Source organism: Pseudomonas sp. SO81 (assembly GCF_030374125.1).
Lineage (GTDB): Bacteria > Pseudomonadota > Gammaproteobacteria > Pseudomonadales > Pseudomonadaceae > Aquipseudomonas.
The window spans coordinates 1,906,260-1,926,280 of the sequence record NZ_CP126126.1 but is presented as its reverse complement, the minus strand read 5'-3'; the positions used below and the strand labels follow the sequence as shown (position 1 = coordinate 1,926,280).

Sequence of the window (20,021 nt, the reverse complement as noted above, 5' to 3'; positions counted from 1 at the left end):
CAGGGGGTGGTACTGGCTTATTTTTGGTAAGCCGCTACCGCCTTCAGAATGGCTTGGCGGGCTTCGTCGGCGTTGCCCCAGCCTTCGACCTTGACCCATTTGCCCTTCTCGAGATCCTTGTAGTTCTCGAAGAAGTGCTTGATCTGCTCCAGCAGCAGGGCTGGCAGATCGGTATATTCCTGCACGTCCTTGTAGATCACGCTCAGCTTGTCGTGCGGGACGGCGATCAGCTTGGCGTCACCGCCGGCTTCGTCGGTCATGTTCAGCACGCCAACCGGACGGCAGCGGATGACCGAGCCCGGGGCAACCGGGTACGGGGTCACGACCAGCACGTCGAGGGGGTCGCCGTCATCGGCCAGGGTGTGCGGGATGAAACCGTAGTTGGCCGGGTAGAACATCGGGGTGGCCATGAAGCGGTCGACGAACAGGCAATCGGTGTCATGATCGATTTCGTATTTGATCGGCGCGTGGTTGGCCGGAATCTCGATGGCGACGTAGATGTCGTTCGGCACGTCTTTGCCGGCCGGGACTTTGCTGTAGCTCATGGTGGATACCCCAGGGTTGGGCCAAAAAAGTGGGCGGATTATAGGCACTTTCCGGTGGCGTTACTACGCCCGCGTGCTCATCCGTTGGTCGTGTCGCGATAGTCCGGATGGCTTTGCTGCAGGCTGTGCAGGCGGGCTAGCGGGTCCTGGCGGTAGAAGGCGGCGAGCTGGGAGTAGACCGCCGGGAAGGCCTGCTGCAACAGGTCGGGGGCGGTGAAGAAGTACTCGCTGGTGACGGCGAAGAATTCGGCCGGATTCTCCGCGGCGTAGGGATCGATGGCGGTCTCCGCGTCGGGATCGGCGTCGAGCTGGGCATTCATGCCGTCGTAGGCGGGCTGCATGGCCTGCGCCCAGTCCAGGATGCGCATCTCGCGGTGCAGCGGCGGCAGGCCGTTGGCGTCGCCGTTGAGCATGTCCAGCTTGTGCGACAGCTCGTGGATCACCAGGTTGTAGGCATCCCAGCCACCGCCGGCCTGTACGCCGGGCCAGGCCAGGATCACCGGGCCCTGCAGCCAGGCCTCACCGCTGCGCTCGTCGTCCCACTCGTGTTCGATGCCGCTGGCGTCGCGGTGGCGCTGCGGGCTGACGAAATCGTCCGGGTACAGGACGATCTCGTGGAAGCCCTGGTACCAGTCCAGGTCGGCCAGGTGCAGCAGCGGCAGCTCGGCCTGGGCGGCCAGGGTCAGGCGGTCGGTCTCGTCCAGCTCGACGCCGGGCAGGGTGGTCAGGCGCTTGTGATGCAGGAACAGGATGGCGCGCTGGAACAGGCGCTGCTCTTCGGCCTCGCTCAGGCCGTCGAGGATTGGCAGGCGCGCGCGTGCCTCTTGCCAGTGGCGGGTGGTGTAGGGCGAGCGGGAGAGGATGCGCTGGCGACGCCAGGCGCGGAACGACCACATGGGATTTCTCGAGGATGCGGCGGACGGGGCGGGCCCGTCCGCCGGCCGGTCAGTCGCCCAGTTCCAGGGTGTAGTTCTTGAAGCGGGTGTCTTCGCGGAAGCCGATGGACTCGTAGGTCTTCTGCGCCACCTCGTTGCTCACGCTGGTGGCCACGCGCATGCGCACGGCGTTGGTTTCCTTGGCCATCTGCTTGGCGGTCTGCAGCAGGCGGTCGGCGACCAGCATGCGGCGTGCGTCCTCGGCAACGAAGATGTCGTTGAGGATCCAGACGCGCTTGAGCGACAGCGAGGAGTAGCTGGGGAACAGCTGGCAGTAGCCGAGCAGCTTGTCTTCTTCATCGGCCAAGGCCAGGTAGATCACCGATTCCTTGCGCTTGAGACGGGTCTCGAGGAACTTGCGCGACGAGTCCGGGAACGGCAGCTCGCCATAGAACTCACGGTACTTGATGAACAGCGGGGTCAGCAGGTCCAGGTGCTCCAGGGTGGCTTGGACAATGCGCATGGCGGGCCTCGGCGTCTATGGAGTGGTGAAATTGGCACTGTGCCAATGGTCGGGTCGATGCTGCCGAAAGCGGATGGAAAGCGCAATCCAAGCAAGCGTTTGATTATGCCTGGGGCCCAGGCCAGCGGCGCCGACCGCTCTGCGACGGTGCTCGCCGGCCCGCGCGAGGTTGCTCACAAGCGGCCATGCAGGGCGTCGGTGAACAGCCTGGCGACGTTTTCCTCGGTCAGCGGCAGTGGATTTCCACCCGCGGAAGGGTCGACCACCGCCATCTGCGCGATCAGCGCGGTCTTACCGTCGTCGACGCCGAGCTCGGCCAGGCTATGCGGCACGCCGGTATCGCGGCGCAGTTGCAGGACCAGTTCGAGGAAGCTGTCGAAGCCGGGGTTGGCCAGTTGCAGGTAGGCGGCCAGGCGGGTGATGCGCTCCTCGATGGCGCTGCGGTTGAACTTCAGCACGTAGGGCATCAGCGTGGCGTTGGTCATGCCGTGGTGGGTGTCGTACAGCGCGCCGATCGGATGCGCCAGGGCATGCATGCCGCCGAGGCCCTTCTGGAAAGCGGTGGCGCCCATGACGGCGGCGGCGAGCATGTCGGCGCGGGCGTCGAGGTCGTCCGGCTGCTTGACAGCACGTACCAGGGCGCCCTTGACCAGGCGCATGCCCTCCACCGCGATGCCGTCGGCCAGCGGGTGGAAGCCCGGTGCGCAGTAGGCTTCCAGGCAGTGGGAGAAGGCGTCCATGCCGGTGCCGGCGGTGATGAAGGCCGGCATGCCGACGGAGAGCGCCGGGTCGCTGATGACGATGCGCGGCATCATCTGCGGGTGGAAGATGATGCGCTTGGTGTGGCTGCGCTCGTCGGTGAGGATGCCGGCGCGGCCGACTTCCGAGCCGGTGCCGGCGGTGGTCGGCACGGCGATCACCGGGGCGATGCCGCGCGGGTCGGCACGGGTCCACCAGTCGCCGATATCCTCGAAGTCCCACACGGGGCGTGCCTGTCCGCTCATGAAGGCGATTAGCTTGCCCATGTCCAGGCCGCTGCCGCCGCCGAAGGCGACCACGCCGTCGTGCTTGCCGGCGCGGTAGGCGGCCAGGCCGGCGTCCAGGTTGCTCTCCACCGGGTTGGGCTTGAGGTCGCTGAACAGTGCAGCGCCGAGGCCGGCTTGCTTGAGTGAGTCGAGGGCGGCGGTGGTGATCGGCGCGCTGCCCAGGCCGCGGTCGGTGACCAGCAGCGGGCGCAGCATGCCGATGCTCTTGCACAGCTCCGGCAGCTCCTGGATGCGGCCGGCACCGAAGCGCACCGAGGTCGGGTAGTTCCAGTTGGCGGTCTTGCTCATGGCGGACTCCTGGTCAGAGCTGGTGGCGCAGGTGGAAGGACTTGGGTCGGGTCAGGTGCTCGTAGCCCAGGCGCGAGAGCGTGGCGCCACGCCCGGTGTGCTTGACCCCGGTCCAGGCCAGGGCCGGGTCCAGGTAGTCACAGCGGTTCATGAACACGGTGCCGGTCTCCAGTTGCTGGCCGATGCGCTCGGCGGCGTCCAGGTCCTCGGTCCAGATGGCCGCGCTGAGGCCGTAGGGGCTGTCGTTCATCAGGGCGATGGCCTCGGCCTCGCTGGCCACCGGCATGATGCCGACCACCGGGCCGAAGCTCTCGTCGCGCATCACCGCCATCCCGTGGTTGACCCCGGTCAGCACCTGCGGTGCCAGGTAGGCGGTGCCGGGGGCGTCGTTGGCGAAGCTGGCAGGGTCGATCAGTGCCTTGGCGCCCTTGGATTTGGCCTCGGCTATCTGGCCGCGCACGAATTCGGCGGCGCTGCTGCGCACTAGCGGGCCGAGGGTGGTGGCCTCATCCAGCGGGCTGCCCAGCACGTACTGTTTGGTCAGCTCGACGAAGCCCTCGACGAAGGCCGGGTACAGGGCCTTGTCCACATAGATGCGCTCGATGCCGCAGCAGCTCTGTCCGGAGTTGAAGAAGCTGCCATCCACCAGGTTCTCCACCGCGTGGGCCAGGTCGGCGTCGCCACGCACATAGGCTGGGTCCTTGCCGCCCAGCTCCAGGCCGACGCCGATGAAGTGGCCGGCGGCGGCGCTCTCCATCAGGCGGCCGCCCTCCACCGAGCCGGTGAAATTGACCTGCTGCACCTGGCCGGAGGCAATCAGGGTGGCGGTCTGGCCGTGGTCCAGTACCAGGTTGTGGAACAGCCCGGCAGGCAGCCCGGCGCGCTTGAAGGCCTCGGCGAAGCGCTCGCCGACCAGCAGGGTCTGGCTGGCATGCTTGAGCAGCACGGCGTTGCCGGCCATCAGCGCTGGGATGATGGCGTTCACCGCAGTGAGGTAGGGGTAGTTCCACGGCGCAACCACCAGCACGGTGCCCAGTGGCTCACGGCGGATATAGCGGCGGAAGCCCTCCTTGGCATCGGGCACCACGTCGGCCAGGGCACTTTCGGCGATGCCGATCATGTGGCGTGCACGTTCCTCGAAGCCGCGCAGCTCGCCGGCGCCGAAGCGGATCGGGCGGCCCATCTGCCAGGCCAGCTCGGGGACTATCTCGTCCTTCATCGCCAGCATGGCGTCCACTGCCTTCAGGCAGTAGGCGGCGCGCTGGCCGATGGCGAGCTCGCGCCAGGCGCGCTGGGCCCGGGTGGCGGCGGCCAGGGTCTGTTCCAGGGCGCTGCTGCTGGCGATGGGGCGTTCGGCGTAGAGGCTGCCGTCCACCGGTGAAATCAGGCGAATGCTGTTCATCTGCTGCTCTCCCTGTCAGTAGCGCTCGAAGCCGCGGCGCAGTTCCCAGTCGGTCACCCGGCGGTCGTATTCCAGCTGCTCCCAGCGCGCGGTGTGCAGGTAGTGCTCGACCACGTCGTCGCCCAGGGCCTTGCGCAGCAGTTCCGAGCGGTCGAGGGCGTCGGTGGCGCCGCGCAGGGTCTTGGCCACTTCCGGCAGTTCGTCGTTCTCGTAGGCGTCGCCGGAGAAGGGCGCCGGCAGCTCCAGCTGTTCGTCGATGCCGGCCAGCCCGGCGGCGATCAGCGCGGCGTAGGCCAGGTAGGGGTTGAGGTCGGCGCCGCCGATGCGGCACTCGATGCGGATGCCCTTGCTGTCCGCGCCGCACAGGCGGAAGCCGGCGGTGCGGTTGTCGCAGCTCCACACCGCGCGGGTCGGGGCGAAGGTACCGGCCTGGAAGCGCTTGTAGGAGTTGACGTAGGGGGCGAGGAAATAGGTGATGTCGCTGGCGTACTTGAGCTGGCCGGCCACCCACTGGCGCATCAGCTTGGACATGCCGTATTCGCCGGCCGGGTCGTGGAACAGCGCCTGTTCGCCGTCGAGGCTGAACAGCGAGTTGTGGATATGGCTGCTGGAGCCGGCCAGGTTGTAGTTCCACTTGGCCATGAAGGTGACGGCCTTGCCCTGCAGCAGCGCGATCTCCTTGCAGGCGTGCTTGATGATGCTGTGCCGGTCGGCCATCACCAGCGCCTCGGCGTAGCGCACGTTGATCTCTTCCTGGCCCGGTCCCCACTCGCCCTTGGAATTCTCTACCGGGATGCCGGCAGCCTGCAGGTGCTTGCGGATGGCGCGCATCACCGGCTCCTCGCGGATAGTCTGCAGGATGCTGTAGTCCTCGATGTAGTAACCGGCGGTCTTGGGGTTCTGGTAGTGCTGGTTATGGATGTCCTCGTAGCTCTGGTCGAACAGGTAGAACTCCAGCTCCGAGGCGAACATGCCCTTGTAGCCGCGCTCGGTGAGGCGGGCGATCTGCCGCTTGAGGATGCCGCGCGGGCTGTGCGGCAGGTCGTGGTGGTGGTGATCCTGCACGTCGCACAGCACCAGGGCCGTGCCTTCCAGCCAGGGCAGCACGCGCATGGTGGACAGGTCGGGCTTGAACACGAAGTCGCCGTAGCCCTGCTTCCAGCTGGCGGCGGCGTAGCCGGGCACCGGCTCCATGTCGATGTCGTCGGCCAGCAGGTAGTCGCAGCCGTGAGTTTCCTCGTAGGCGCTGTCGAGGAAGAACTCGACCTGGAAGCGCTTGCCGATCAGGCGGCCCTGCATGTCGACCATGCAGGCCAGGACGGTGTCGATCTTGCCGGCCACGGCGAGCTCGCGCAGGCCGGCCAGGGTGAGGTGGGCAGTCATCCGTTGGTCTCCGGAAAAAGTGGCCGCGCCTGCCGGCGCGGCCGGGGCTCATCAGTTATTGGTCTTGTCTTTTTCGCGCTGCTCCATGGCGAATTCCTCTTCTGGCGAGAGGATCAGGCGATGGCGGCCGACGATGGCGAAGTAGGTGATGCCGATGGCGAACCACACGGCCACCCAGAACACGCCGAGGGTGTAGGCCGGATCGCCGGTGAGCTGGAAGTACAGGGTCACGGCGGCGATCAGCATGGTCAGCACGGCGCCGGGCACGCCCAGCGGGCTGCGGTAGGGGCGCTCGATGTCGGGCATCTTGCGCCGCAGCAGGATGAACGACAGGGCCTGCATGAAGTAGGAAAACATGGCGCCGAACACCGCCATGTTGAGCAGGGTGCCGCCGATCACCGCGCCGCCCTTTTCCTCACCGAAGATGAACCACAGGGTCATCATCACCGCCAGCGCCATCAGGCTGCCGATCAGCATGGCCACGTGCGGCGTCTTGCGCTGGCCATGGGTGATCGAGAATTGCGGCAGGAAGTAGCCGGCGCGGCTCAACGAGTAGATCTGCCGGCCCATGGCGAAGATGATGGTGTGGAAGCTGGCCACCAGGCCGAGCACCGCCACCAGGGCCAGCAGCTTGGCGATGTCGTCACCGTAGATGGCCTTGAAGCCGTCCAGCAACGGCTCGCCGGAGGAGCCCAGGGCATGGGCGCCTACGCCGCTCACCGCGGGGTTCAGCCAGAGGATCATGAAGGCCGAGAGGATCAGGGTGAACATGCCGAGGATGATGCCCTTGGGCATGTCGCGTTTCGGGTCGACCGACTCTTCCGCCGCCAGCGGCAGCTGCTCGATGGCGAGGAACAGCCAGACCGCGAAGGGCATGGCCGCCAGCACGCCGAGCAGGCCGTTGGGCAGGAACGGGCCATTGCCTTCCGGCAGTTCGACGCCGCCCGGGCCGACGTTCATGGCGAAGCGGGCGAAGTCGATGTGCGGCAGGGCGCTGATCCAGAACACCACCAGGCAGGCTAGCGCCAGCAGGGTGACCACCAGGGTGACCTTGAACGACAGCTCCACGCCGATCACGTTGAGCCAGATGAACACCACGTAGAAGCCGATCCACCACAGCGGCTGGTACTCGCTGGGCGTGCCGAAGATGCTGCCCATGTAGCTGCCAATAAAGAACACGATCACCGCCGGGGTGAGCACGTACTCGACGTTCTCCGCCAGGCCGGTGAGGAAGCCGCCCCAGGGGCCCATGGCGCTGCGGGCGAAGGAATAGGCGCCGCCGGTGTGGGGCAGGGCCGGTGACATCTCCGCCAGGGAGAAGGTCAGGCCCAGGTACATGATGGCGATAATGATGGCGGCGATCAGCATGCTGCCCCAGCCATTGGCCAGGCCGAAGTTCCAGCCGGAGAAATGGCCGGAGATCACCGCGCCGACTCCCAGCGCCCACAGTGACCAGACGCCGGCATAGCGGCGCAGGCCGCGTTGTTCGAAGTAACTCTTGTCGACCGTGGTGTAACTGACTCCCGATTGCTGCTTCATGGTCCTCTCCTGCATTTCGCGTTGGCTCGGGTTCTTGTAGGAATTGCGGCCTTGCTTGAAACGGGATGGAGCACAGCGGCTGACAGCGGGAGGATGCACGGAGGAGAAGCCCGGACGGGCTCGAGAGCCATGCGCGCATGGCGGGTTTGTTGCTCCCCCGGATGCCGGGAAAGTTTCCCGGCGAGATCGAAGCGCAGACGGACATCCGGTCGCTGACAGCTTGCGGGCATGAACGACGAGGAACCTCATGCCGTCCCGGTGTTCCGAGACTCCTGACACTCTAGTCGAGATTTCGCGGGGCGGTACGGCAGCCTGTCAGGTGCCGCCCTGTGCTACCCTGCGGCCAGTTCTGCCGGGGCTTCCCGGTTCTTTTCGAGGTCATCGATGCACATCCATATTCTCGGTATCTGCGGCACCTTCATGGGCTCCCTGGCCGTGCTGGCCAAGGAGCTGGGGCACCGCGTCACCGGCTCCGACGCCAGCGTCTACCCGCCCATGAGTACCCAACTGGAAGCCCAGGGCATCGAGCTGATGCAGGGCTACCTGCCCGAGCACCTGCAGCCGGCCCCCGACCTGGTGGTGATCGGCAACGCCCTGAGCCGCGGCAACCCGGCGGTGGAGTACGTGCTGAACCAGGGCCTGCCCTACGTCTCCGGCCCGCAGTGGCTGGCCGACCATGTGCTGCAGGGGCGCTGGGTGCTGGGTGTGGCCGGTACCCACGGCAAGACCACCACCACCAGCATGCTGGCCTGGGTGCTGGAGCATGCCGGCATGAGCCCGGGCTTCCTGATCGGCGGCGTGCCGCAGAACTTCGGGGTGTCCGCGCGCCTGGGCGGCACGCCGTTCTTCGTGGTCGAGGCCGATGAGTACGACAGCGCCTTCTTCGACAAGCGCAGCAAGTTCGTCCACTACCGCCCGCGCACGGCGATCCTCAACAACCTGGAATTCGACCACGCGGACATCTTCCCGGACCTTGCGGCCATCGAGCGGCAGTTCCACCACTTGGTGCGCACCGTGCCGGGCGAGGGCCTGATCATCCATCCGCAGGCCGAAGAGGCCCTGGCGCGGGTGGTCAAGATGGGCTGCTGGACCCCGGTGCAGACCACCGGCGTTGGCGGCCAGTGGCAGGCGCGCCTGCTCAGCGACGACGGTTCGCGCTTCGAGGTGCTGTTCGACGGCAAGGTCGAAGGCACCGTGGAGTGGGAGCTGACCGGCCAGCACAACGTCGCCAACGCCCTGGCCACCCTGGCCGCCGCGCGCCACGTTGGCGTGGTGCCGGAACTGGGTATCGCCGGGCTGTCTTCCTTCAAGAGCGTCAAGCGGCGCATGGAGAAGGTCGCGGAAGTGAGGGGCGTGACCATCTACGACGACTTCGCACACCACCCGACCGCCATCGCCACTACCCTCGACGGCCTGCGCAAGCGCGTCGGCGACGCGCCGGTGATCGCCGTGATCGAGCCGCGCTCCAACTCGATGAAGCTCGGCGCCCACCGTGACGGCCTGCCGGATTCCGTGGTGCAGGCCGACCAGGTGTTCTGGTACGCGCCGGCCAATCTGGGCTGGGACCTGGCTGCCACCGTGGCCGGCTCCAGCGTGCCGACCCAGGTCTGCGATTCGCTGGAGTCCATCATCGAAGGTGTGAAGGCGCACGCGGTGCCTGGCGCTCAGGTGGTGATCATGAGCAACGGCGGCTTCGGCGGCCTGCATGGCAAGCTGGCGGAAGCGCTGGCTGAGTAGATGGTTGACCCCCTCTCCCTCCGAGAGGGTTGGGGTGAGGGGGGCGCAGGTGGCTCGCAGTGGTCTGAAACATCCCTCACCCCCGGCCCCTCTCCCGGAGGGAGAGGGGAGATATAAAGCATCAACCGGGTTTCCGAGGAGACTTCATGAACGGCCCCGAACGCATCACCCTGGCCATGACCGGCGCCTCTGGCGCCCAGTACGGCCTGCGCCTGCTCGACTGCCTGGTACAGGAAGACCGCGAGGTGCACTTCCTGATCTCCAAGGCCGCGCAACTGGTGATGGCCACCGAGACCGACGTGACCCTGCCGGCCAAGCCCCAGGCCATGCAGCAGTTCCTCAGCGAATACACCGGCGCGGCGCCTGGGCAGATCCGCGTCTACGGCAAGGAAGACTGGATGGCGCCACCGGCCTCCGGCTCCGGCGCGCCCGCCGCCATGGTGGTGGTGCCTTGCAGCACCGGCACCCTGTCGGCCATCGCCACCGGCGCCTGCAACAACCTGATCGAGCGCGCCGCCGATGTGGTGCTCAAGGAGCGCCGCCAGCTGATCCTGGTGCCGCGGGAGGCGCCGTACTCCAGCATCCACCTGGAGAACATGCTCAAGCTGTCCAATCTCGGCGTGACCATACTGCCGGCCTCGCCCGGCTTCTATCACCAGCCGCAGACCCTGGACGACCTGATCGACTTCGTCGTGGCGCGCATTCTCAACTGCCTGGGCATTCCCCAGGACATGCTGCCGCGCTGGGGCGAGCATCACCTGATCAGCGGCGACGATTGATGAAAACCTATCTCTACGGCAGCGTGCTGCTGTTCTGCGCGCTGCTGCCCGGCTGCGCCAGCGTGCGCACCCTGGACGCGGCCAAGCCGGGTGCGCCGATCATCTATTCCGGCACCCGTCTGGACTGGTATTCGCTGCAGGGCGGTTGCTGCCCGGTGGATCGCTTCGGCGCCGAGGCGCCCAAGTACGCCGGTATCGACCTGCCGTTCGCCGCGTTGCTGGAAACCCTGCTGCTGCCCTTCGCCGTGGCCGCCGAGCTGGGGATTGGGCTCGGCGTCAGCGGCGGCAACTGACTAGCTGGCCCAGCCGCGCCAGACCCAGGTCATCGGCCGCGGGCCCGGCAGGTAGCTGCTCTGCACTTCCCTGATCTGGAAGCCGCCGGCGGCGAGCAGGGCGGGGATGTCGCGGTTGAGGTGGCAGCCGCCGGCCAGCGGCTTCCACAGCGGAGTGATGCGGTCCTGCCACACACGCACCTTGGCATCCGGCGCGCGGCCATGTTCACTGAACAGCAGCTTGCCGCCGGGTTTCAGCGCTCGGCGCATTTCCTTCAGCGCGGCCAGTGGATCGGGGATGGTGCACAGGGTGAAGGTGCAGACGATGCTGTCGAAGCTGGCATCGGCGGCCTGGATCTGCCCCAGTTCGAGGGCGACCATCTCCACCGGGATGCCGATGCCTGCGGCGCGCTGGCGGGCGAGGGTCTGCATCTGCGCGGCCGGGTCGACGCCGACTATGGCGCTGACCTTGGCGCGGTCATAGAAGCTCAGGTTGAGGCCGGTGCCGATGCCGATCTCCAGTACCCGGCCTTCGGCCAGCGGCACGACCTGGGCGCGGGTCTTCATCACCTGGCCCATGCCGCAGGCGAAGTCGATCAGGCGCGGCAGGATCTTCTCGTCGTAGAACTTCATCAGCGCCCGAGGCGCCGTAGTTCGTCGGATTCGACGATGCGAATGCCGTCGTTTTCCTCCAGCGCCAGGCGCCACAAGGCGCGGGCTAGGGCGGCGACCTCGATGCCGCGATACTTGCCGGGGATCCAGCGCAACAGCGGCGCGGCCAGGCGCTCGCCGAGGCGGAACTCGCGGCGCGGGCCGAGCAGCAGGGACGGGCGGACGATGGTCAGCTGCGGCCAGTCCATCGCCTTGAGCGCTTCCTCGGTTTCACCCTTGACCCGGTTGTAGAACACCGAGGAGCTTGGATCGGCGCCCAGGGCGCTGATCACCAGCAGGTGGCGGGTGCCCAGCTCGCGGGCGCGGCGGGCGAAGGCCAGCACCAGCTCCTGGTCGACGGCGCGGAAGGCCTCCTGCGAGCCGGCCTGGCGAATGGTGGTGCCCAGGCAGCAGAAGGCCGCGTCGATCTGCCCGTCGAGCTGCGGCAGCAGATCGCGCAGCTGGCCGACCGGGTTGTCCAGGTGGGGATGCTCGGCCAGCGGGCTGCGGCTGGGGGCCAGCACGCGGCTGATGGTCGGCTCGCTGAGCAGGCGGTCGAGCAGGTGTTCGCCGGTGAGGCCGGTAGCTCCGGCGAGCAGTATGTGCTGGGGCGTCAGGTACATGCTGGTCCTCCGCTGTTACTTATCAGCTTAGAGCGAATCGGCAGAAGCGTCCTGAAATTGATCGCCAATTACTGAACTCTCGTCGCTGCGGTCAGCGCCTGCTCGGCCTGCTGCTTGCGCAGCCGTTTCCAGTGTTCCAGCACCGCCTGCGGTGCCCACAGCTGCGGCTCGGAAGGCTCGAAATCGTCGGCCTCCTCGCGTTCGGCGACCTTGGCCTTGGCCAGTTTGAAGGCGCGGCTCAGGTCGTCGGTCTCGTTCAGCGCATCGGCGAACAGCGCGCGGCCGAAATAGGTGAAGTCGTTCTCCTCGGAGCAGCCGAAGGACACCCGATCGGCCCTGGCCGCCGTCATCACCAGGGTCTTGTCATTCTTCAGCGGCGGAATGAAACCGCCCGAATAGCAGGCCGATATCACCACCACCTTGTGGCGGTCGCGCAAGGGTTCGAGCAGCGCAGCGAATTCGCTGGCCGGCAGATCGGCCAGCTGCAGGCGCGGCTGGTCGATGCTCAGTTGATGGTCGCTCGAGCCATGGCTGGTCAGGTAGAGGAACACCAGGTCCTCCGGACCGCTGCGCTCGGCCAGCGCCTGTACGGCGCGGGTCAGGCTCTCGCGGGTGGCCAGCGGGCGGTCTGCCAGGTGGTCACGATGGTTGATCAGGGTGACGTTGCCGCGGGCGCCGAAGCGCTCGCGCAGCAGCTTGCTGACGTAATCGGCCTCGCGCAGGAACACGCTCTGCTTGCCGTCGCCGGCCAGGGTCAGGCTGTACAGCTCGACGGCCGGGGTGGAGGCTGGCAGGGCATCCAGCGCCTGTTGCAACAATTGACCCTGCTGCAGCAGACCGAGTTCCAGCGGGTCCGGTCGGGCCGCGCCGTCGGCCTGGCGGATCAGCTCGCCGCCACGCCAGGTGCCCGAGGTGCGACTGCCGTCCAGCGCGGTCAGCTCGCCCGCGCCGGCGTACTGGCCGTTGGCGAACTGGCCCTGGTAGACGCTGCCGTCGGCCAGGCTCAGTTTGCCCTTGCCGTGGAACTGCCAGTGGCGGAACTCACCTTCGTAGTGGCGGCCGTCGGCGCCGCGGAATTCGCCCTTGCCGGTCAGCCCGCCGTTCTCGAAGTGCCCGCTCCAGACTTCGCCTTCGCCGTTCTGGTAGCGGCCCTTGCCATGGAACAGGTCGTTGCGGAAGCCGCCGCTGTAGCGCTCGCCGTCTTCACCCTGGTAGCTGCCTTCGCCTTGCAGCATGCCGTTCTTGAAGGTGCCGCTGAACTGGCCCTCGGCGTTCTTGCGCACACCCTCGCCCTGCGGCTCGCCGCGCACGAAGCGGCCCTGGTAGCTGCTGCCATCCGGCCATTCGAGGGTGCCGAGGCCGTGGTAGCGATCGTCGCGGAACTCTCCGCGGTAGCTGACGCCGCCCTGCTGCAGGTGGCCTTCGCCGTGCATGTTGCCTTGCTTGAATCCGCCCTGGTAACGGGTGCCGTCGCCGTAGACGAATTCGCCCTGGCCCTCGAACAGGCCGAGGTGGAAGTCGCCCTTGTAGCGCTCACCGCTGCCGCCGTGCCATTCGCCGGGTCCTTCGAGCAGGCCATCCTTGAAGCGGCCCTGGTAGTAGGTGCCGTTGGCGTAGTCGATGCGGCCCTCGCCCTGCAGACGGCCGTCGATGACCTCGCCGCGATAGCGGCCGCCATCGGGCAGCACGGCATCGGGCGGCAGCAGGGGTTCGCCATCGCCGCAGGCGGCGAGCAGCAGGGCGAGGGAAAGTGGGGCTAGGCGGCGAAGCATGGCGGACATCCTGGTCTGGGCATGCGCCGAGTATGCCAGCGCGCAATGCAAACGGGGCGCCTGAGCGCCCCGTTTCTGCGATGCCGGTCAGATCAGACGAAGCACAGCGACAGCGACTCGGCGATGTAGGCGGGTTTTTCCTCGCCTTCGATCTCCAGGGTGGCCTCTACCTTGAACAGCCACTGGCCGGGCCGCTTCTCGGTGATGTCGAGCACCTTGGCGGCCAGGCGTACCCGCGAGTCGACCTTGACCGGCTGGATGAAGCGCACGCTGTCCAGGCCGTAGTTGACCGCCATCTTCAGGCCTTCCGGCGCGAGCATGAGCTTTTCCATCAGCACCGGGATCAGCGACAGGCTGAGGAAGCCGTGGGCGATGGTGGTGCCAAACGGGGTGTGCTTGGCCTTGACCGGGTCGACATGGATGAACTGATGGTCGCCGGTGCATTCGGCGAACTGGTTGATGCGTTGCTGATCGATGGTCAGCCATTCGGAACGTCCGAGTTCCTTGCCTACATAGTCTTGCAGTTGTGCTACGGGTACGAGCGGCATAGATCCTCCTTGAGGATGCGCGGTTATTTGTTGTTTTTGATGAACCAGGCTGGCCCTAGAACAGCATGGGCTGCGGGGGTGGGTCAAGCCGAAAGTCGTGGTTTATGGCGCACCCTCAGGCGTGCCTATAATGGCCGTCTTTTTGCAGCCGGAGTCTCTTGCATGCTGCTTCGCGGCCTGACCTGGCTGGTGCTGTTCCAGTTGCTCGGCACCGCCCTCAATGCCCTGTTCCTGCCCATGTTGCCGGGGCCGATCATCGGCATGCTGCTGCTGTTCGGGTTCCTCCTGCTGCGCGGCGAGGTGGGCGAGCCGATGACCGAGGCCGCCGCCGGCCTGCTGCGCTACCTGCCGCTGCTGCTGGTGCCGCCGGCAGTCGGGGTGATGGTCTATGCCGAGCAGATCGCCGCCGACTTCTGGGCCCTGGCCGGTGCGCTGGGCCTGTCCCTGCTGATCTCCATGCTGTTCGCCGGCTGGCTGATGCAGAAGCTGATCGAGCGCCAGGCGCGCCGCCAGGAGCGCCCATGAGCCTGGACTGGCACGGCGCGCTGCAGGCGGTGGTGCACCATCCGCTGTTCGGCGTCGGCATCACCCTGGCCGTGTACCAGCTGGCGCTGGCCGCCTACGAGCGCACCCGCTGGGTGTTCCTGCAGCCGGTGCTGGTGTCGATGACCGTGCTGATCGGCGTGCTGCTGGCGGCCGGGCTGACCTACCAGGAGTATCGCGAGAGCACCTTCCTGCTCAGCGTGCTGCTCGGCCCGACTACCGTGGCCCTGGCCGTGCCGCTGTTTCTCAACCTCAAGCGCATCCGCCAGCTGTTCTGGCCGACGCTGATCACCCTGCTGGTGGCCGGCGCTTTCGCCACCGCGCTGGGCGTAGCGCTGGCCTGGGCCTTCGGCGCCGAGCGCATGATGCTGATGACCCTGGCGCCGAAGTCGGTGACCTCGCCCATCGCCATGCTGGTGGCCGAGCAGATCGGCGGCGTGGCGGCCCTGGCCGCAGTGTTCGTGCTGATCACCGGTATGCTGGGCGCCATGTGCGGGCCGGAGCTGCTGCGTCGCATCGGTGTGCGTCACCCGGCCGCCCAGGGCATGGCCCTCGGCATCACCGCGCATGCCGTGGGCACGGCGCGGGCCCTGCAGGAGAGCGAGGAGAGCGGCGCCTTCGCCGCCCTGGCCATGAGCCTGATGGGCATGCTGACCGCCGTGGTGCTGCCGCTGGTGGTGGTCCTGGTCGCCTGAGGAGTTGTTCATGAGTTATCCGCTGTTCCCCCTCAATACCGTGCTGTTCCCCGGCTGCATCCTCGATCTGCAGATCTTCGAGGCGCGCTACCTGGACATGGTCAGCGCCTGCATGAAGCGCGGCGAGGGCTTCGGCGTGGTCACCATTCTCGAAGGCCGGGAAGTCGGCGAGGCGGCCAGCCGCTTCTCGGCGCTGGGCTGCGAGGCGCTGATCCGCGACTTCCAGCAGCGCTCCAACGGCCTGCTCGGCATCCGTGTCGAGGGCGGCCGGCGTTTTCGCGTGGGTGAGATCGAGGTGCAGGCGGACCAGCTGACCCTGGCCGCGGTGGACTGGCTCGACGAGCCGGACGATGCGCCACTGCTGGCCGAGCACGCCGACCTGGCCGCGCTGCTGGCGGCGCTGGCCGAACACCCGCTGGTGGCCGGGTTGGCCATGGGCGGCGTGGTTGCCGGCCAGCAGGCCCTGGCCAATCAGCTGGCCTACCTGCTGCCGTTCGCCACCGAGCAGAAGCTGCAGCTGTTGCAGCTGGACGACCCGCTGCGCCGCCTGGGGCAGGTCCAGGTGCTGCTCGACCAACTGCAGGGCGAGATGACCGCGTAGGCAGATCCCGCAGGGTGGATTCGGAGCGAAGCGACAATCCACCACGCTATGCCACCAGGTCTACTGCCTGCGGCGTGTACACCCTACGTCTAGTAACGGTACTGCTGGATCGCCTCCGGCAGCGCCCAGGCGCTTACGCCGCCGAGCAGGGCCAGGGTGGCGGGCAGAACCAGCCACCAGACTCGCGCACCCAGTGGGCGCATCGGCTCACGGCGCTGCAGCCAGGCCAGGCTGGCGGCGCACACGCTGCCGGCCAGCAGGGCGCCGGCGAGGATATCGGTCGGCCAGTGCACGCCCAGATAGACCCGCGAGGCGGCAATGCTCAGTGCCGGCAGGCTGGCCACCACCAGCCAGGTCAGGCGCGTGCGCGCCGTGGCACCGCGGCCGGCCAGCACGCCCAGGGCGAGGAAGAAGGCGAAGGCCGCCGAGCTGTGGCCGCTGGGCAGGCTGAAGGTTTCCAGCGGCTGGTGCAGCACGTCCGGGCGGGCGCGGGCGAACAGTTGCTTGAGTCCGGTGGTGGCCAGGGCGGTGAACAGGGTGCAGCTGCCCAGGAATATCGCCGCGTGCACTCTGCGCGACAGCAGCAGAAGCAGGGTCACCAGCACGCCGGCCGCCACCTGGGTGCGGAAATCGCCGAGCCCGGTGATCAGTATGGCCAGGCTGTCGACGCTGGCGCTGCGGTGTTCCTGGACTAGGGCGATCAGGCCCTGATCCAGCGCGTCGAGATGGGGAATGCCGATCAGCAGGGCCAGCAACAGGACGGCACTGGAGACGGCCGCCGTCGGCACGGTCCAGCGCTGTTCACGCAGGCTGCTGAGGATCAGCACCACCAGCATCAGGCCGACACCGGCGGCGACTATGCCGGCCGCGCTCCAGAAGCCTTCCGGCAGTGGCAGGCGGATGGCGGCGCCGGTGGCCCAGCCCGGCAGGATGTAGGCGATGGCCCAGCCGGCGGCGGCCAGCATGCTGACCAGGAAGAAGCGCACCACGGGCATGTCGAGCATGCCGGCCACCAGCGGCAGCATCGGCCGCAGCGGACCGATGTAGCGGCCGACCAGCAGGCTGGCCACGCCGTAGCGCTGGAAGTAGTGCTCGGCGCCGCCCAGCCACTCGGGGTGGTCGCGCAGCACCGGCAGGCCGCGAATGCCCTGGTGGAAGCGCCGACCCAAGCCGTAGGAGATCGCATCGCCGAGCAGGCCGCCGGCATAGGCCAGCAGCAGGGTCTCGCTCAGGCCCAGGGCGCCGCTGCCGGCCAGCACGCTGAGGGTGAACAGCAGCACGGTGCCGGGAATCAGGATGCCGGCCACGGCCAGGCATTCCAGGCAGGCGGCCAGGAAGATGGTCAGGCCCAGCCATTCCGGATTGGCCTCCAGCCAGTGCGACAGGGTCGCGAACCATTCGCTCATACTTACAGCTCCTCGGGGTTCAGCAGAAGGTAGTCGCGACCTTCGACCTGGCCACGGCGCAATGGGTTGCGTGTGCAGTGGCGGGCGTAGCCGGAGTCGACGAAACGGTAGGGCAGTTGCTCGTCGCGGCCCTTGGGGATGCCCAGGCGGGTGGTCTGGATCACCTGCGCCGGGCGCTGGCCGACGTCCTCAACGAACAACCGCTCGGGATCGAAGCGCTGCGCATCCCACTCCGGCACCCGCAGGCCGAGGGCCTTGCACAGCAGGGTCTGGCCGGCGCACAGGCGCTCCGGGTGGCGCTGGTCGCCGCCGGTGGCGGGGTTGTTGGCCTGCATGCGCTGCAGGGCATCATCAGCGCAGTGCTGATCCAGCCAGGGCATGGCCGACTTGATCAGCACCGCATTGCCGGGGCCCTGGGCGCTGAAGTTCAGCGAGTCGCCGCCGCGGGCGTAGTACATGTAGATATGCCCGCCATCGAGAAACAGCGCGCGGCGCTTCTCGGTGTAGCCGAGGGAGGCGTGGCTGCCCTTTTCGGCCAGGTAGTAGGCCTCGGTCTCGATGATGCGCGCGGCCAGCCAGTGGCCCCGGTGGCGATGGCGGATGACCTTGCCCAGCAGCGCGCGGGCGAGCAGCTGGGCGTCGCGGTCGAAGAAGCTGTCGGGCAGCGCGGCGGCTGCGGGCCAGGGCAGGGCGATCATCGGCGATCCGGGGCGGGAAAAGGCGCGATCTTAGCAATGCCCGCCGGCACTGGCCGTGAATCTTGTTCCGCGATGTTGCACGGGTTGCACCATCCGCCCGGCAGTGCTGGGCGCGGCGGGGTGCGCCCGCTATAATCAGCCACTTTTTCCAACTGCCAGACCTCCGCCGACCATGACCGAGTCCGTGCTCGACTACATGACCCGCCTGGGCCGCGCCGCGCGCGCCGCCTCGCGGGTGCTCGCCCGGGCCAGCACCGCGCAGAAGAATAGCGCCCTGCAGGCCGCCGCTAATGCCCTCGACGCCGCCCGCGCCGAGCTGACCGCCGCCAACGAGCTGGACCTGGCCGCCGCCCGCGCCAATGGCCTGGAGCCGGCCATGGTCGATCGCCTGGCGCTGACGCCGAAAGTGATCGACTCGATGATCGAAGGCCTGCGCCAGGTCGCCACCCTGCCGGACCCGATCGGCGAGATCCGCGACATGCGTTACCTGCCGTCGGGCATCCAGGTGGGCAAGATGCGCGTGCCGCTGGGCGTGATCGGCATCATCTACGAGTCGCGTCCCAACGTGACCATCGACGCCGCCAGCCTGTGCCTGAAGTCCGGCAACGCCACCATCCTGCGTGGCGGCTCCGAGGCCATCCATTCCAACCAGGCCATTGCCCGCTGCATCCAGCTCGGCCTGGCCGAGGCCGGCCTGCCGGCCAGCGCCGTGCAGGTGGTGGAAACCACCGACCGCGCCGCCGTCGGCGCGCTGATCACCATGCCCGAGTTCGTCGACGTCATCGTGCCGCGGGGCGGCAAGGGCCTGATCGAACGCATCAGCCGCGACGCCAAGGTGCCGGTGATCAAGCACCTGGACGGCGTCTGCCATGTCTACGTGGACAGCGCCGCCGACCTCGACAAGGCCATCCGCGTCTGCGACAACGCCAAGACCCAGCGCTACTCGCCGTGCAACACCATGGAGACGCTGCTGGTGCATGCCGGCATCGCCGCCCGCGTGCTGCCGCCGCTGGCCGCCATCTATCGCGACAAGGGCGTGGAGTTGCGCGGCGACGCCGCCACTCGCGCGCTGCTGGGTGGTGACGTGCTGGAGGCGACGGAAGACGACTGGTACGCCGAGTACAACGCACCGATCCTGGCCATTCGCATCGTCGAGTCGCTGGACGCGGCCATCGAGCACATCAACCAGTACGGCTCGCAGCACACCGACGCGATCATCACCGAAAACTTCAGCGATGCCCGGCGCTTCCTCACCGAGGTCGATTCCGCGTCGGTGATGGTCAACGCCTCGACCCGTTTCGCCGACGGCTTCGAGTACGGCCTGGGCGCGGAGATCGGCATCTCCACCGACAAACTGCACGCCCGCGGCCCGGTTGGTCTGGACGGTCTGACCAGCGAGAAATACGTGGTGTTCGGCGACGGGCACATCCGTACCTGATGGCGCGACGTATTGGCATCCTGGGCGGCACCTTCAACCCGGTGCATGTCGCCCACCTGCGCGGGGCGCTGGAAGTGGCCGAGTTCATGGCCCTGGACGAATTGCGGCTGATCCCCAGCGCCCGTCCGCCGCACCGCGAGGCGCCGCAGGCCACGGCCGAGCAGCGTCTGGCCATGGTCGAGCTGGCGGTGGCCGGCGAGCCGAAGCTGACGGTCGATGACCGCGAGCTGAAGCGCGACAAGCCGTCGTTCACCTACGACACCCTGGAGTCGGTGCGGGGCGAGCTGGCGGCGGACGATCAGCTGTTTCTCCTGCTGGGCTGGGATGCCTTCTGTGGGTTGCCCACCTGGCATCGCTGGCAGGAGCTGCTAGGGCATTGCCACATCCTCGTGCTGCAGCGGCCGGATGCCGACAGCGAGCCGCCCGAGGCGCTGCGCGACCTGCTCGCCGGGCGCAGCGTGACCGACCCGCACGACCTCTCGGGGCCGGGCGGGCAGATCAGTTTCATCTGGCAGACGCCCTTGGCGGTGTCTGCCACCCTGGTTCGCCAGTTGCTGGCACAAGGGCGTTCGGTGCGTTTTCTGGTGCCCGACGCCGTATTGGCCTATATCCATGCGCACGATCTGTACCGTGCGAAAAACGATTCATGAGGTAACG

At 67.6% G+C, this 20,021-nt stretch carries 21 protein-coding genes; 8 read left to right on the top strand and 13 right to left on the bottom strand.

What is annotated here, in order from left to right:
* Window positions 1–17 precede the first annotated feature (17 nt).
* The 7 genes from ppa to OH686_RS09210 all read right to left on the bottom strand — a co-directional run bounded on the left by ppa (window position 18) and on the right by OH686_RS09210 (window position 7,601).
* Window positions 18–545, bottom strand: coding sequence for an inorganic diphosphatase (gene ppa, locus OH686_RS09240; RefSeq protein WP_021701809.1), 528 nt, complete (start codon window positions 543–545; stop codon window positions 18–20).
* A 77-nt stretch (window positions 546–622) separates the two neighbouring features.
* Window positions 623–1,441 (bottom strand): M90 family metallopeptidase, encoded by an 819-nt coding sequence (locus OH686_RS09235; RefSeq protein ID WP_289537976.1) that lies wholly within the window; start codon window positions 1,439–1,441, stop codon window positions 623–625.
* Between the two features lie 49 nt (window positions 1,442–1,490).
* Window positions 1,491–1,943 carry a GNAT family N-acetyltransferase gene (locus OH686_RS09230; RefSeq protein WP_289537974.1) on the bottom strand — a complete coding sequence of 151 codons (453 nt, stop codon included), beginning with the start codon at window positions 1,941–1,943 and terminating at the stop codon, window positions 1,491–1,493.
* A 173-nt stretch (window positions 1,944–2,116) separates the two neighbouring features.
* Window positions 2,117–3,277 carry an iron-containing alcohol dehydrogenase gene (locus tag OH686_RS09225; protein WP_289537973.1) on the bottom strand — a complete coding sequence of 387 codons (1,161 nt, stop codon included), beginning with the start codon at window positions 3,275–3,277 and terminating at the stop codon, window positions 2,117–2,119.
* Between the two features lie 13 nt (window positions 3,278–3,290).
* Window positions 3,291–4,679, bottom strand: a complete 1,389-nt coding sequence (locus OH686_RS09220) for an aldehyde dehydrogenase family protein (RefSeq protein ID WP_289537970.1) — start codon at window positions 4,677–4,679, stop codon at window positions 3,291–3,293.
* 15 nt (window positions 4,680–4,694) lie between these two features.
* A complete protein-coding gene (locus OH686_RS09215) occupies window positions 4,695–6,062 on the bottom strand; it encodes a glutamine synthetase family protein (protein WP_289537968.1) in 1,368 nt (455 codons plus the stop codon).
* A 51-nt stretch (window positions 6,063–6,113) separates the two neighbouring features.
* Window positions 6,114–7,601, bottom strand: a complete 1,488-nt coding sequence (locus tag OH686_RS09210) for an amino acid permease (protein WP_289537966.1) — start codon at window positions 7,599–7,601, stop codon at window positions 6,114–6,116.
* A 384-nt stretch (window positions 7,602–7,985) separates the two neighbouring features.
* Between OH686_RS09210 and mpl the strand changes: the two genes are divergently transcribed.
* From mpl to OH686_RS09195, 3 genes are all read left to right on the top strand, one after another.
* Window positions 7,986–9,338, top strand: a complete 1,353-nt coding sequence (gene mpl / locus OH686_RS09205; RefSeq protein ID WP_289537964.1) for a UDP-N-acetylmuramate:L-alanyl-gamma-D-glutamyl-meso-diaminopimelate ligase — start codon at window positions 7,986–7,988, stop codon at window positions 9,336–9,338.
* Window positions 9,339–9,484: 146 nt separating this feature from the next.
* Window positions 9,485–10,117, top strand: a complete 633-nt coding sequence (gene ubiX / locus OH686_RS09200; RefSeq protein WP_289537962.1) for a flavin prenyltransferase UbiX — start codon at window positions 9,485–9,487, stop codon at window positions 10,115–10,117.
* Window positions 10,117–10,410 (top strand): YceK/YidQ family lipoprotein, encoded by a 294-nt coding sequence (locus OH686_RS09195; RefSeq protein WP_289537960.1) that lies wholly within the window; start codon window positions 10,117–10,119, stop codon window positions 10,408–10,410. The genes ubiX and OH686_RS09195 overlap by 1 nt, the downstream gene beginning before the upstream one ends.
* Here the strand turns inward: OH686_RS09195 and OH686_RS09190 are convergent, their stop codons facing one another.
* From OH686_RS09190 to OH686_RS09175, 4 genes are all read right to left on the bottom strand, one after another.
* On the bottom strand, window positions 10,411–11,022 hold the full coding sequence (locus tag OH686_RS09190; RefSeq protein WP_289537958.1) for a class I SAM-dependent methyltransferase: 612 nt from the start codon (window positions 11,020–11,022) through the stop codon (window positions 10,411–10,413).
* Window positions 11,022–11,663 (bottom strand): oxidoreductase, encoded by a 642-nt coding sequence (locus OH686_RS09185; RefSeq protein WP_137975060.1) that lies wholly within the window; start codon window positions 11,661–11,663, stop codon window positions 11,022–11,024. The genes OH686_RS09190 and OH686_RS09185 overlap by 1 nt, the downstream gene beginning before the upstream one ends.
* Window positions 11,664–11,731: 68 nt before the next feature.
* Complete coding sequence (locus OH686_RS09180) at window positions 11,732–13,444, bottom strand: C13 family peptidase (protein ID WP_289537956.1); 1,713 nt, start codon at window positions 13,442–13,444, stop codon at window positions 11,732–11,734.
* Between the two features lie 83 nt (window positions 13,445–13,527).
* Complete coding sequence (locus tag OH686_RS09175; RefSeq protein ID WP_137975058.1) at window positions 13,528–13,983, bottom strand: MaoC family dehydratase; 456 nt, start codon at window positions 13,981–13,983, stop codon at window positions 13,528–13,530.
* A gap of 162 nt (window positions 13,984–14,145) precedes the next feature.
* On the opposite strand from OH686_RS09175, the gene OH686_RS09170 reads away from it, so the two are divergent.
* From OH686_RS09170 to OH686_RS09160, 3 genes are read left to right on the top strand one after another with little or no spacing between them, the layout of a single operon-like run.
* Window positions 14,146–14,508, top strand: coding sequence for a CidA/LrgA family protein (locus tag OH686_RS09170; RefSeq protein ID WP_289537953.1), 363 nt, complete (start codon window positions 14,146–14,148; stop codon window positions 14,506–14,508).
* 2 nt (window positions 14,509–14,510) lie between these two features.
* Entirely contained in the window at window positions 14,511–15,221 is a 711-nt protein-coding gene (locus OH686_RS09165) for an LrgB family protein (RefSeq protein WP_289538901.1), read from the top strand.
* Between the two features lie 10 nt (window positions 15,222–15,231).
* Window positions 15,232–15,822 (top strand): LON peptidase substrate-binding domain-containing protein, encoded by a 591-nt coding sequence (locus OH686_RS09160; protein WP_289537951.1) that lies wholly within the window; start codon window positions 15,232–15,234, stop codon window positions 15,820–15,822.
* An 89-nt stretch (window positions 15,823–15,911) separates the two neighbouring features.
* Here OH686_RS09160 and OH686_RS09155 read toward each other — a convergent pair whose 3' ends face one another.
* Window positions 15,912–17,228, bottom strand: a complete 1,317-nt coding sequence (locus tag OH686_RS09155) for a bifunctional DedA family/phosphatase PAP2 family protein (protein WP_289537949.1) — start codon at window positions 17,226–17,228, stop codon at window positions 15,912–15,914.
* Between the two features lie 2 nt (window positions 17,229–17,230).
* Window positions 17,231–17,926, bottom strand: coding sequence for a DNA-3-methyladenine glycosylase (locus OH686_RS09150; protein ID WP_289537948.1), 696 nt, complete (start codon window positions 17,924–17,926; stop codon window positions 17,231–17,233).
* A 172-nt stretch (window positions 17,927–18,098) separates the two neighbouring features.
* On the opposite strand from OH686_RS09150, the gene OH686_RS09145 reads away from it, so the two are divergent.
* Window positions 18,099–19,364: a glutamate-5-semialdehyde dehydrogenase gene (locus OH686_RS09145; protein ID WP_137975053.1), complete on the top strand. Its 1,266-nt coding sequence runs from the start codon at window positions 18,099–18,101 to the stop codon at window positions 19,362–19,364.
* Window positions 19,364–20,014, top strand: a complete 651-nt coding sequence (gene nadD / locus OH686_RS09140; RefSeq protein WP_289537945.1) for a nicotinate-nucleotide adenylyltransferase — start codon at window positions 19,364–19,366, stop codon at window positions 20,012–20,014. Before OH686_RS09145 ends, nadD begins: the two co-directional genes overlap by 1 nt.
* Window positions 20,015–20,021 lie beyond the last annotated feature (7 nt).